The sequence below is a fragment of the Gloeothece verrucosa PCC 7822 genome, from assembly GCF_000147335.1.
GTDB classification, from domain to species: Bacteria; Cyanobacteriota; Cyanobacteriia; order Cyanobacteriales; family Microcystaceae; genus Gloeothece; species Gloeothece verrucosa.
The window spans coordinates 5,383,426-5,396,160 of sequence record NC_014501.1 but is presented as its reverse complement, the minus strand read 5'-3'; the positions used below and the strand labels follow the sequence as shown (position 1 = coordinate 5,396,160).

Sequence of the window (12,735 nt, the reverse complement as noted above, 5' to 3'; positions counted from 1 at the left end):
GCCGTTTGTCCAACCCGAACAACTCATATTTTATATTTGATCACTAAAAATGGCGGTTATTGTTTTAGGTAGTATTAATATTGACCTTGTAGTACAAGTCTCTCATTTGCCCCATAAAGGGGAAACTGTCATCGGAAATAATTTTTTTACCGCTTGTGGAGGAAAAGGCGCTAATGGGGCGGTAGCCATCGCTAAATTAGGCATTCCTGTCTCTATGGTGGGACAAGTGGGAGGAGATCAGTTTGGGGAAACTTTACTCAAAGGATTACAATCTGCCGGAGTTAATACACAAGGTGTGATCATCAATCCTGATACTCACTCAGGAGTAGCTTCTATTGTAGTAGATCAGCACGGTGATAATACCATCGCTTGTGCGGGTGGGGCCAATAGTCTCGTCGGGGATGCAGAAATACAACAATTCAAGGCTTTACTTCCTGGGGCAAAAGTGGTTTCCTTAGAATTGGGTATTCCCCTAGATGTAGTGGTAGCGGCGGCTTCGGCGGCTTCGGCGGCTGATTGTATCGTCATTTTAGACCCTGCTCCGGCTCGCAACGATTTACCCGATGAGCTTTATCCTCTGATTGATATTATCACTCCTAATGAAGTAGAAGCCTCTCAGTTAGTGGGGTTTCCAGTAATAGACCCCGAAACCGCAACAAGAGCGGCTTTAATCTTACAGCAACGCGGAGTCAAAACCGTGATCGTTACCTTGGGAAGTCAAGGGGCACTCTGTTGTAGTGCTAATGAAACCTTTTTTGTGCCTGCGCTTTCCGTGTCCGTAGTGGATACCGTAGCCGCCGGGGATGCCTTTAATGGGGGCTTAGTGGCGGCATTAGCCTCTGGTAAGTCTCTGCCGGAAGCTATGCAATGGGCGACAGTAGCAGGGGCGTTATCGGTGACTCAAGCCGGGGCACAATCTTCTTTACCAGATCGGGCAAGTTTTCTACAATTTCTCAGTAGTCATTAGTTAGTAGTCATTAGTCATTTGTTATTCCCCTAACCCAAGTGTTCCCTATTCCCTACTCCCTTTTCCCAAGATATAATAAACTACATAAACAATCCCAGTTTGTGCAATTGTATTTGAGCTATGAGTAAACAACCCGATCGCGTTATCATCTTCGATACCACTCTCCGAGATGGGGAACAGTCCCCGGGAGCAACCCTGAATGTTGATGAGAAGCTAACCGTTGCTCGCGCACTGGCACGACTGGGAGTAGATGTCATAGAAGCGGGTTTTCCTTACGCAAGTCCCGGAGATTTTGAAGCTGTACAAAAAATCGCTAAAGTAGTAGGAGTCCAAGGAGGCCCCACAATTTGCGGCTTGGCAAGAGCCACTCGACAAGATATCACTAAAGCCGCAGAAGCCCTCAAACCCGCCGCTAAACCCCGCATTCATACCTTTTTGGCTACCTCCGATATTCACTTGGCCTATAAACTCAAAAAGACTCGTCAAGAAGTCCTAGAAATCGTCCCAGAAATGGTGGCTTATGCGAAGTCTTTTGTAGATGATGTAGAATTTTCCCCAGAAGATGCAGGCCGTAGTGACCCAGAATTTTTGTATCAAGTATTAGAAAGAGCCATAGCAGCCGGAGCAACTACCGTTAATATTCCCGATACCGTAGGCTATTTAACTCCCTCTGAATTTGGTCAATTGATTCGCGGCATCAAAGAAAATGTTCCTAACATAGACAATGCTATTATCTCGGTTCATGGACATAATGATTTAGGGTTAGCGGTGGCTAACTTCCTTGAAGCCGTTAAAAATGGAGCCAGACAGTTAGAATGTACTATTAACGGCATAGGAGAACGAGCCGGCAACGCCGCCTTAGAAGAATTAGTGATGGCGCTTCATGTACGCCGCTCCTATTACAATCCTTTCTTAGGACGACCAGCAGACTCCACTGAACCCCTAACCAATATCAATACCAAAGAAATCTACAAAACATCCCGTTTAGTTTCCAGTCTCACCGGGATGGCGGTACAACCGAATAAGGCAATTGTCGGCGCTAATGCTTTCGCTCATGAATCCGGTATTCATCAGGATGGCGTGCTAAAAAATAAATTAACCTACGAAATTATGGACGCTGAGTCTATCGGGTTAACCAATAATCAAATTGTCCTCGGGAAACTCTCAGGGCGTAATGCTTTCGGCACTCGTCTAAAAGAATTAGGCTTTGAATTGACGGAAACTGAGCTAAATAAAGCCTTTGTACGCTTTAAAGAAGTGGCAGACAAGCGCAAAGAAATTACTGACTGGGACTTAGAAGCCATCGTCAATGATGAAATTCATGTTGCCCCAGAAATCTTCCGTCTCGAATTAGTACAAGTGTCATGTGGCGATCAGGCCCGTCCAACAGCAACCGTGATCTTAAAAGGTCCCAACGGCGAAGAATTAATGGATGCGGCTATTGGAACCGGACCCGTAGATGCGGTTTATAAAGCGATTAACCGAGTGGTTAATGTTCCTAACCAGTTGATTGAATTTTCGGTTAAGTCAGTCACAGAAGGCATTGATGCAATGGGAGAAGTCACCATTCGTCTGAAATACGAAAACCGAACTTTCTCGGGTCATGCCGCTAATACTGATATTATCGTTGCTTCGGCACGGGCTTATATTAGCGCTCTTAACCGTCTTTATGTTGCCCTAGAACAAGAAAAAACCCAAAAAGAACAAGCGGCTGTTACAGCATCATAATTGAGGGTTATTTCTAAAACGCCCTAACCCTTCAGGGTTAGGCTATACGAACCAAGCCCGCCTGCGCGGGCTAAATTTTTTATTAATAACAAACATAAAATATTGAAGCCTGCGGGCGCGGGCGTTTTAAAAGAATGTGGAATGAATTGCTTAGTATAAAAATACTAAATAGATGGCTCCTCTAACACCCTCAAATATTACGAGATGTAACTATTTACGAGCAAAACCAAGCAAGTGATCAAAACTGGTCTAGCACTGCGATACCCTAGATTGAGTCCCCATATCAATGTTTTGTTGATCACACACACACTATGGTCGTTTCTAGTCCTACTCGCACTGTCCGCATCGGTTCACGCAAAAGCCAGTTAGCCTTAGTTCAAACTTACTGGGTACAAGGAGAATTACAAAAACACTACCCCGATAGGCAGTTTGATGTTGAAACTATGAGTACCCAAGGAGATAAAATTCTCGATGTCGCCTTGGCTAAGATCGGGGATAAGGGACTATTTACTAAAGAATTAGAAGTAGGCATGATCGATCATCAGATTGATCTAGCTGTCCATTCCCTCAAAGACTTACCCACGAATTTACCTAGCGGCTTAATTTTAGGCTGTGTAACCGAAAGAGTCGATCCGGCAGACGGGTTAGTCGTTAATGAAAAACACAAAGACAAGCAGTTAGACACCTTACCCGAAGGTGCAGTCATTGGTACATCTTCGCTACGGCGGTTAGCACAACTGCGGCATCATTTCCCTCATCTAACCTTTAAAGATGTACGGGGTAACGTAAATACTAGACTGAGTAAACTCGATGCCGGAGAATATGATGCCATTATCCTTGCAGTAGCCGGGTTAACTCGCTTAGGTATGAGTGATCGTATTCATCAAATTATCCCCTCAGAGATTTCTCTTCATGCAGTCGGTCAAGGCGCTTTAGGAATTGAATGTCGCGCTGACGATGTTGAAGTATTAGACTTATTGAAAGTGCTAGAACATCAAGCCACCCGCGATCGCTGTTATGCAGAACGAGCATTTTTACGGGAATTAGAAGGAGGATGTCAAGTTCCTATTGGTGTTAATACTTCAGTAGAAGGAGATACCCTGACTTTAACAGGAATGGTAGCCAGTTTAGATGGGCAAAAACTGATTAAAGATAGTATCACCGGTAAAGCGAGTGATGCTGATCAATTAGGACAAGAACTTGCTATCCGGATGCGTAACGCTGGTGCTGGGGAAATTCTAGCCGAAATTTTTGCCCAAATTAATAGAGAGTAAACAGTTAACAGTTCAGTTAAGTATAGGTTGGGTTTCACAATTGTTAAACCCAACGTTACCCATAAAAAAACTATTTAAGCCAGTCATCTGAAGAATTTTTTGAGTAAACTAAGAATTACAGACTTTTAGGGGAAATAAGAGATGACATCAATATTAATTGAAGACTTAACCAGCGAACTGGCAATACAAGCTGAAGACCCTGAAGAAAGATTTATTACTGATGGCGTAACTTGGGAAGAGTATGAGAACTTATTAGAGAAACTGGGGGATAGTTTAGCTTATCGGGTTACTTATTTAGATGGAACCTTAGAAATTATGTCCCCTAGTCGTCGTCATGAATTTGATAAAAAGAATATTAGCCGCTTGTTAGAAATTTATTTAGAAGAAAAAAGAATACCCTTTTGGGGACTAGGTTCAACGACTTTTCGTCAAGAACAAAAACGAGGGGGAACAGAACCCGATGAGTGTTATTGTATCGGAACTGAAAAAGAATTTCCCGATTTAGCGATAGAAGTTGTTGTTAGTAGCGGCGGAATCAATAAGTTAGCGGTATATCAAAGACTGGGAGTCAAAGAAGTTTGGTTTTGGAGGAATAATAAAATTGATGTTTATCATTTACGAGAAGAAAACTATGAACAAATTGCCAAGAGTGAGCTATTCCCAGAATTAGATTTAAACTTATTAGTTTATTATGCCGCACAACCGAGTCCTTTAGAAGCTATTTTAGCTTTTCGTGCAGCCCTTGGCCAACAATCAAATTACACTAATGACTAATGACCCATGACTAATGACTATAATATTAACAGTGTTCAAGAACCGATAACCACAGCATCGCCTGAAGTTCGTCAAATCATTGAAAGAGTTTTAAAATTAGAAAAAGACAAACTCTATCAAAAAAATTTCCGCAATATTAATGATGATATTTTAACGATAATAAAAGAATCGATTCAATGAAGCTATTATCAATTAAATTCTATAACTTTCGTCAATTTTATGGGAAAACACCCGAAATAATTTTAGCTTCTGGTTCCCAGAATACCACCATTATACATGGGAATAACGGAGCCGGTAAAACCACAATTCTAAATGGATTTACTTGGGTACTCTACGAAAAATTTACGGCGGCTTTTTCTTCCCCAGATTTATTGATTAATAAACGAGCCATTAATGAAGTCAATATTGGTACATCGGTGGAATGTTGCGTAGAGATTTATTTTGAACATGAAAGCAAACGCTATCATCTTAAACGGAGATGTTATGCCTGCCGGGATAAAGACGGAAAAGTACAATATAGTCAAAATCAGTTTTTTATGTTAATTGCTGGTGATAATGGTTCTTGGTATCATCCCCTCGAACAACCCGATGATATTATTAACAATATTTTACCAGAAAGTTTACATCAATATTTCTTTTTTGACGGCGAACATATCGATCACATTTTTCGCAGTAGTGATAAAAAGAAAATTGCTGAGGATACCAAAGAATTATTAGGGGTTAAAGTTTTAGACCGCTCTATAGACCATTTAAAAAAAGCCAAGAAGACTTTACAAGATGAATTAAAATCTATCGGGGAATCAGACATAAAAAAATTGCTCAAGCAGCAAAATCAACAGGAAAAAGAAAGGGATAAAATACAGGAACGTCAACAATACATTATTCAACAACTGGCACAACAGGAAGAGTTAAAAAAACTCGTTTCTCAAAGGTTACTCGAGTTAAGCGGCGCAGAGGAATTAAAACAACTGAAAACCCAACTAGAAAAACAGGAAACCACTCTCCGTCAAAACTTAGTTGAAGCAAGAAACAAAATAAAACAATTAATTTCCAGTCGAGGATATACCGTTTTACTGACTGGTGCTATCTCTCAATTTGATGAATTAATCGGGGACTTAAGACAAAAAGGAGAACTCCCAAGCGGCATAAAACAGCAGTTTGTTCAACAATTACTAGAAAGACAACGCTGTATTTGTGGGAACGAACTGCATCAAGAAAGCGACGCTTACCAAGAGGTACAAAATTGGATGAATAAAGCCGGCATAGCTGAGGTAGAAGAAGCCGCCATCCGCGCTTGTTCACAGGTAAGAGAATTAGAAAAACAAAGCCAGAATTTTTGGCAAGAGATAGATGATAACCAAGCTAAAATTCATCAGTGGCGTTTAGAATTATCTCAAGTTGAAAACCAACTAGACGAAATTAGTAATAAATTTAGACATGATCCCGATGAAGATATTAAAAACTTACAAACTCGTCTCGATGAACTCGAATACTCTCTCAAAGAATTGACCTTAGAACAAGGAGCCAATAAACATCAACTAGAACTGATAGAAAAAGACATAGAATCCCTCAATAAACAAATTGAAAAACATAAAGTCAGAGAAGAAAAACAAGCCTTAGTCCAGCGAAGAATTACAGCAACTCAAGAGGCAATTGATCGTATTACTGAAGTCAGAAAACGCTTAGAGGTTCAATTCCGTTACTCTTTAGAAAAACGAGTACAAGAAATTTTTAGCTCGATTTCCTTTACGCCTTATTTGCCGAGAATTAGTAATGATTATGACCTGAGATTAGTAGAAAATACTTCGGGGGTTGCGGTGCCGGTAGCGGCTTCTACAGGCGAGAATCAAATTCTCAGTTTATCTTTTATTGGCGGCATTATAGACCGAGTGAGAGAATGGAGTCAAAAAAATACTTTAATGGGGTTAGATAGTAGCACTTTTCCAATAGTAATGGATTCTCCTTTTGGCAGTTTAGATGAAATTTATCGGCGGCAGGTTGCTAAGTCTATTCCTCAGTTAGCCAATCAGTTAATTGTCTTAGTAACTAAAACTCAATGGCGGGTAGAAGTCGAACAAGAAATGGCTAATTATATTGGTAAACAATATGTACTGGTTTATCATTCTCCTAAACCGGATTGTGAAGAGGATTCTATTGAATTAGATGGGGTTAAATATCCTTTAGTTAAACGGAGTCAAAATGAGTTTGAATATACAGAAATTATTGAGGTAAAAGATGGGGATTCGTAGTCTAAATATTCCTCCAGATAATAATCTTGCTTTTGGCTCAGAAAATATAGTAAGCTCCAGATGAATTGTATTTTGAGCATCTCTTATCAAATTTCAAGATTTTTTTTCGTAAAAATAGCTACTTTAACTTAAAGAGTTTTTTAATATTATATATTTAATCTATATAAGTGCTGCAAAAACCGCTATTATTAATAAATTTAAAAATAAAAAAAATAAGGAAATTAACCTTAATTCTGAGTTGAAGTTACTCTAATTTATGGGAAAAATTATGAACAATAAAACCTATGGAAAATTACAAGGTTATGGAATATTAATTATTGCTGTAATATTCCTGAGTCTTGTGGCTAACCTAGCTTTAGCAAATCCGAAAATTCATTGGGGTGCAGAACTCGTTCCGCACTGGAGTTATAGCGGCGAAGAAAACCCCCATCATTGGGCGGCACTCAGCCCAGATTTTGCCATCTGTTCAAAAGGTCAAAACCAATCCCCGATTAATTTTGAATCAGGCACTCGAGAAAAATCGCCTAATCTAGTTTTTAATTATCAAAATACGCCTTTAAATATTGTCAATAATGGTCATACTATCCAAATAAATTATGCTAAAGGAAGTCGAGTAATTATTGGCGATAAAGACTATGAATTAATGCAGTTTCACTTTCATACTCCCAGTGAACATACCATTAATAAGAAAGTGGCTAAAATGGAACTCCATCTAGTGCATAAAAATGAAGAAGGAGAAATAGCTGTGATAGGGATATTAATTCAACAAGGTCAAGAACATCCTCTAATTAAAAAAATCTGGCAATATATTTCTCCAGAGCAAGGCGAAAAAAACTTTGCCAATGTGATCATTAATGCTAAAGACTTTATTCCTGTAGATCAATCTTACTATAACTATATCGGCTCTTTAACCACCCCTCCCTGCACGGAAGGCGTAAATTGGTTTGTTTTTAAGACTCCCCTTAAAGTTTCTCCTCAACAGATTCAACAATTTACACAAATCTATCAGTTAAACGCTAGACCAGTACAGCCGCTTAATCAGCGTGAAATTGTGATCAGAGAATATTGACACTCCCTCGCCTTTTAGTCTCCTTAAAGCGATCTCACCATCGGGTGAGTTATCCTTTGGTTAAGCCGAGTTTAAATGGATTAAAATCTACAAAAATTCTTGAGGGGGTTAATAAAAATCAACTAGAATTTAATTTATAGAGTTTAGAGGTTGCATTAAAGCAATTTGCCGATAAATTCTCAAAAAATTCCCTAGTTCTATTTAATCAAATGAATACACTAGCTCTTATTGCTACATTACTGATGATGCTGACTAACCTAGCATTCGTCAATCCCCAAATTCAACCGTGTGATAGCACTACTGAAGCCGATAAAAGCACTACTGAAACCGATAAAAAAGAAATTATTTGGAATTATAGTGGCGATCAAAGACCTGCTCGCTGGGGAGAACTCAGTCAATGTTTTGTCACTTGTTCAAACGGTAAAACGCAATCCCCCATTAATTTGAGTTCAGCAATTCCCGAAGAAGGGAGTAATCTGGTTTTTAATTATCAAGATACACCGTTAACGATTATCAATAACGGTCATACTATCGAAGTCGAGTATGCTTCAGGAAGTACAGTTACCATTGGCAATAAAGAATATGAATTAAAGCAGTTTCACTTTCATGCTCCTAGTGAACATACTATTAAAGGAACAGTGAAGCCTATGGAACTCCATTTAGTGCATAAAAATCAAAACAAAGAAATAGCTGTAGTAGGGATATTAATTGAACAAGATGAAAAACACCCTATAATTGAGAAAATATGGCCATATATTTCTCTAGAACAAGGGAAAAAGAAAATTCCTAATGTGACGATTAATGCTATAGATTTTATTCCGAAAGAGCAATCTTATTATAAATATATCGGCTCTTTAACCACCCCTCCTTGTACTGAAGGCGTGAATTGGTTTGTCTTTAAGCAACCCATTCAACTTTCCGCCGAGCAGATTAAACAATTTAGACAAATCTATCAGTTAAACGCTAGACCAGTACAGCCGCTTGATCAGCATAAAATTGTGATCACACAAGAGTAGTATTCACTCTTTCCTCTTGCCTAATTAAAATTTTCCCAGGGATCGGGTGTTCCCTTTCCCCTGTTCCCTGTCCCCTGTTCCCTATTCCCTATTCCCTGTTCCCTATTCCCTTCCTTTATTGAACAAAGAGCAACCCTGATGTTCTACAATGCAGAAAAGGAAACGATGGAACAACCAAGATGCGGATACTCTTAGTCGAGGATGAACCAGGGATTGCTCAATTTATCAGTCAAGGGTTAAAAGAAACAGGCTATGTGGTAGATATCGCCCCTGACGGACAACAAGGCAAAAATTATGTTGATGCGGTGGAATATGACATCATTATCTTAGACATCATGCTCCCCAAAATTGATGGCTTGAAATTATTAGGAGAGATTCGCGCGAAAAAAGTCTCTGTACCGATTTTACTGCTGACTGCGCGAGATAGCGTAGAAGATCGGGTCAAAGGCTTAAATCAGGGGGCTGATGATTATATGGTTAAACCCTTCGCCTTTTCAGAATTACTCGCCCGTATCAGGGCTTTACAACGTCGCCCTCCCCTTCAATTCAATACAGTTTTGGCATTAGGAGACTTGACGATGGACCTTGTCACCCGAGAAGTGAAACGAGGCGACAAGCTCATTGATCTGAGTCCTTTAGAATTTAAACTTTTAGAATACTTATTACGTAATTGTAACCAGGTATTAACTCGGACTCAAATCGGTGAGCAGGTTTGGAACCTGGATTTTTATAGCAATTCTAATGTAGTTGATGTCTATGTGGGCTATCTCAGGCGCAAAATAGACCGAGGGTTTCAACGGCCTCTGTTACATACAGTGCGAGGCGTAGGCTATTGTATGAAGGCAGAAGGCAGCTAAAACTAATGGCTAATTGGTTGAGATTAGAAAAAATTAGTTTACGGGTACGCTTAACGGGATGGTACATCATTCTGCTTGGGTGTACTCTAGCCGCTTTTAGCAGTTACTTGTATTTACAATTAAAATATAGCCTTCAGAGTCAGGTAGATAGAAACTTAAATATTACTGCCTCAGAAATATTAAATACCCTCATTCTCGATAACGAACCGCCGGTTCTCAAAAAAAATAACAGTTCACAAAAGATCGCTTCAAATTTAAAACAGGCAGGGTACGCAGTGCGCCTGATTACCTCAACGGGGAAAATAGTCGATGGTTTTGGCGAATATCAAGAATTTCCTGCCCCCGTACCTGGGCAAAAAGGTTACAGTAATTTTATTTATGATTCAGGGATATGGCGAGTTTACAATCAGCCGATAATCTTATCAAAAGGGCGAGGATTATTACAAGTTGCTCAATCTCTTGAACCTCTAAAAGAAGCCTCTGAACATTTACTGACTTTAATGTTGCTCAGTTATCCTTTAATCTTGTTCTTGGCCGGATTAGGAGGGCTGTTTTTAGCTGATCGGGCATTGCGGCCTATTGATAATATCATTCGCACAGCACAAGCGATCAATCCTGATGATATTACTCGCCGCATTGGTTATGCAGGATCATTTGACGAAGTAGGACGCTTGGCGATGACTTTAGATCGAATGTTGGACCGCTTGAGTGCGGCTTTTGAACATGAACGGCGCTTTACAGCAGATGCTTCTCACGAGTTACGCACCCCTCTAGCGGTGATTAAAGGGCGAATTGGTGTCACTTTAAGTCAAAACCGCACCCCAGAGGAGTATCAAGCCACTTTACAAGCTTTGGAGTATGAAGTTGATCGTCTGATTCGTTTAGCCAATGGGTTATTATTTTTAACCCGCCTTGAACAAGAAACTATACAGTTTCAACAGATAGATTTAAGTGAACTGTTGAGTATTTTGGTTGAACAGTTCCAAATGATGGCAGAACCGCGCAATATTTTGTTAACAGACAATATAGAACCAGAATTAATGATTGCCGGCAATGCCGACTATTTAACCAATGTGTTTCTCAATTTGCTAGATAATGCCATTAAATATACTCCTGATGGCGGTAAAGTGACAGTAAAGGCGCAACCACAAGCTGAGCAAGTCTATATTAGGGTTAGCAATAGCGGTAAAGGAATTGCCCCAGAAAACCTCCCTCATCTATTTAAGCGCTTTTATCGCGTAGAGGCTGATCGCTCTCGTCATACAGGAGGAACTGGGTTAGGACTAGCCATCGCTTATGAGATTGTTCGTTTACATAAGGGTACAATTACAGTAGAAAGTGAGGTTAATCAGACTACTACTTTTACCGTTTCTCTGCCTTTGAAAGTTTGATTTTAGAGATTATTTTGAGCTTTCTTAAGAATCATATTTCCTTGACTTTACTTCACAATTATAGACAAAGCTTAACTCTTTTTTATTCGGATGGAAGTGGTATAATATATAATATATAAACCCCGCCCTTAAGAGCGGGGTCTGAATCTGACAAGCCAAAAAGATATGTACGCCATTAAGTTAGAGCTAAAATTGAATAATATTGAACGTTCTTACTTAGCTGGTTGTGCTGGTTATGCCAGGTTAGTCTATAACTACGGATTAGACCTAATCAAATCTTCTTGGTCATTTGAAGGAATAAAAGTCGGTGATGGCTCAAGATTAGCAGCAATTAAAAAGATTTTAACAAATCACGTGATGGCGAATGATAAATATAAATGGATGAAGAAATATCCATCTACGATTTATCAGTCAGCCTTAAACAATTTAGGAAAGGCTATGAGTCGCTATCGTAAAGGATTGGGAAAATTGCCGGTTTTAAAAGCCAAGAAAGACGGTGATTCTTTCACGGTTTATAAAAGTTCAGGTATTTATCCAAGTAAGGGGAGAGCAATGCTTCCTTTCTCTAATCGTCAAGTAATTCAAGCAGGAAAAAAGATAATCATACCCGGTTTAGGGACGTTTAGGCTGAAAGAAGAATTACTCTTCACTTGCTCTAGTCAAACTTTTACTATTAGTCGTTCTTCCCATAAATGGTATGTTTCATTTACTATTGATGCCGAGAAAATTCCCCCAATTATTCAGAAAAATGAATTAGTAGGTATAGATCTAGGCGTTAAGGCGTTTGCCACATTAAGTACAGGAAAAGTGTATGAAATGCCCAAGACTTTAAAAGAGGCGAAAACCAAGCTAAGTCAATTTCAATGGGCAAATAGAAACAAACAATTAGGCAATAGAAAGAAAAAGATTAAAGCTTCTAATAGAGCCAAGCTCTACTATAGACAATTAGCCAAAAAACATTCCCGAGTTTCTAATATAAGGAAAGATTTTCTTCATAAGACTACAACCGATATTAGTCGAGAAAACTCCAGACTTAGGATAGAAGACTTAAATGTTTCTGGAATGTTAGCCAATTGTAAGCTATCGGAAGCTGTAGCTAATCAAGGATTTTATGAGTTTAGAAGACAGTTAGAATACAAGCAAAAGTTCTACTCTACCCAAGTAGAAATAGTAGATAGATGGTATCCCTCAAGTAAAACTTGTTCAAGTTGTGGACACCAACAACCGATTAAGTTATCTCAAAGGGTATTTGATTGCCAAATTTGTAATAGTCAAATTGATAGGGACTTAAATGCTAGTATTAACTTGAAAAATGCCCCTGTCAATAAAGTAAGGTTGGCTTGACCTGAAGTTACGCTTGTCGGACAGGATAGGAGCCGTCTCCCCTGGTTGAAGCAAGAAAGGAACATC

11 protein-coding genes are annotated in these 12,735 nt (G+C 39.3%); all 11 read left to right on the top strand.

Annotated elements, in window-relative coordinates:
- The first annotated feature begins 49 nt into the window (after nucleotides 1-49).
- The 11 genes from rbsK to CYAN7822_RS24155 all read left to right on the top strand — a co-directional run bounded on the left by rbsK (nucleotide 50) and on the right by CYAN7822_RS24155 (nucleotide 12,669).
- Nucleotides 50-967 carry a ribokinase gene (rbsK, locus tag CYAN7822_RS24200; RefSeq protein WP_013324886.1) on the top strand — a complete coding sequence of 306 codons (918 nt, stop codon included), beginning with the start codon at nucleotides 50-52 and terminating at the stop codon, nucleotides 965-967.
- A 120-nt stretch (nucleotides 968-1,087) separates the two neighbouring features.
- Nucleotides 1,088-2,695, top strand: a complete 1,608-nt coding sequence (locus CYAN7822_RS24195; protein ID WP_013324885.1) for a 2-isopropylmalate synthase — start codon at nucleotides 1,088-1,090, stop codon at nucleotides 2,693-2,695.
- Between the two features lie 311 nt (nucleotides 2,696-3,006).
- Nucleotides 3,007-3,969, top strand: a complete 963-nt coding sequence (gene hemC, locus CYAN7822_RS24190) for a hydroxymethylbilane synthase (RefSeq protein WP_013324884.1) — start codon at nucleotides 3,007-3,009, stop codon at nucleotides 3,967-3,969.
- A gap of 141 nt (nucleotides 3,970-4,110) precedes the next feature.
- Nucleotides 4,111-4,743 (top strand): Uma2 family endonuclease, encoded by a 633-nt coding sequence (locus CYAN7822_RS24185; protein ID WP_013324883.1) that lies wholly within the window; start codon nucleotides 4,111-4,113, stop codon nucleotides 4,741-4,743.
- 6 nt (nucleotides 4,744-4,749) lie between these two features.
- Entirely contained in the window at nucleotides 4,750-4,923 is a 174-nt protein-coding gene (locus CYAN7822_RS38735) for a hypothetical protein (protein ID WP_013324882.1), read from the top strand.
- Nucleotides 4,920-6,992 (top strand): AAA family ATPase, encoded by a 2,073-nt coding sequence (locus CYAN7822_RS24180; protein ID WP_013324881.1) that lies wholly within the window; start codon nucleotides 4,920-4,922, stop codon nucleotides 6,990-6,992. Before CYAN7822_RS38735 ends, CYAN7822_RS24180 begins: the two co-directional genes overlap by 4 nt.
- 268 nt (nucleotides 6,993-7,260) lie before the next feature.
- Entirely contained in the window at nucleotides 7,261-8,061 is an 801-nt protein-coding gene (locus CYAN7822_RS24175) for a carbonic anhydrase (protein WP_013324880.1), read from the top strand.
- A 209-nt stretch (nucleotides 8,062-8,270) separates the two neighbouring features.
- Nucleotides 8,271-9,077, top strand: coding sequence for a carbonic anhydrase (locus CYAN7822_RS24170; RefSeq protein WP_013324879.1), 807 nt, complete (start codon nucleotides 8,271-8,273; stop codon nucleotides 9,075-9,077).
- 179 nt (nucleotides 9,078-9,256) lie between these two features.
- Nucleotides 9,257-9,934, top strand: a complete 678-nt coding sequence (locus CYAN7822_RS24165) for a response regulator transcription factor (protein WP_013324878.1) — start codon at nucleotides 9,257-9,259, stop codon at nucleotides 9,932-9,934.
- 5 nt (nucleotides 9,935-9,939) lie between these two features.
- Nucleotides 9,940-11,325: a sensor histidine kinase gene (locus CYAN7822_RS24160; protein ID WP_013324877.1), complete on the top strand. Its 1,386-nt coding sequence runs from the start codon at nucleotides 9,940-9,942 to the stop codon at nucleotides 11,323-11,325.
- Between the two features lie 165 nt (nucleotides 11,326-11,490).
- Entirely contained in the window at nucleotides 11,491-12,669 is a 1,179-nt protein-coding gene (locus tag CYAN7822_RS24155) for an RNA-guided endonuclease InsQ/TnpB family protein (RefSeq protein WP_013324876.1), read from the top strand.
- The last annotated feature ends 66 nt before the right edge of the window (nucleotides 12,670-12,735 follow it).

Coding starts and splice junctions, on each gene's coding strand:
- rbsK (WP_013324886.1), top strand. CDS start 50: ATGGCGGTTATTGTTTTAGGTAGTATTAATATTGACCTTGTAGTACAA.
- CYAN7822_RS24195 (WP_013324885.1), top strand. CDS start 1,088: ATGAGTAAACAACCCGATCGCGTTATCATCTTCGATACCACTCTCCGA.
- hemC (WP_013324884.1), top strand. CDS start 3,007: ATGGTCGTTTCTAGTCCTACTCGCACTGTCCGCATCGGTTCACGCAAA.
- CYAN7822_RS24185 (WP_013324883.1), top strand. CDS start 4,111: ATGACATCAATATTAATTGAAGACTTAACCAGCGAACTGGCAATACAA.
- CYAN7822_RS38735 (WP_013324882.1), top strand. CDS start 4,750: ATGACTAATGACTATAATATTAACAGTGTTCAAGAACCGATAACCACA.
- CYAN7822_RS24180 (WP_013324881.1), top strand. CDS start 4,920: ATGAAGCTATTATCAATTAAATTCTATAACTTTCGTCAATTTTATGGG.
- CYAN7822_RS24175 (WP_013324880.1), top strand. CDS start 7,261: ATGAACAATAAAACCTATGGAAAATTACAAGGTTATGGAATATTAATT.
- CYAN7822_RS24170 (WP_013324879.1), top strand. CDS start 8,271: ATGAATACACTAGCTCTTATTGCTACATTACTGATGATGCTGACTAAC.
- CYAN7822_RS24165 (WP_013324878.1), top strand. CDS start 9,257: ATGCGGATACTCTTAGTCGAGGATGAACCAGGGATTGCTCAATTTATC.
- CYAN7822_RS24160 (WP_013324877.1), top strand. CDS start 9,940: ATGGCTAATTGGTTGAGATTAGAAAAAATTAGTTTACGGGTACGCTTA.
- CYAN7822_RS24155 (WP_013324876.1), top strand. CDS start 11,491: ATGTACGCCATTAAGTTAGAGCTAAAATTGAATAATATTGAACGTTCT.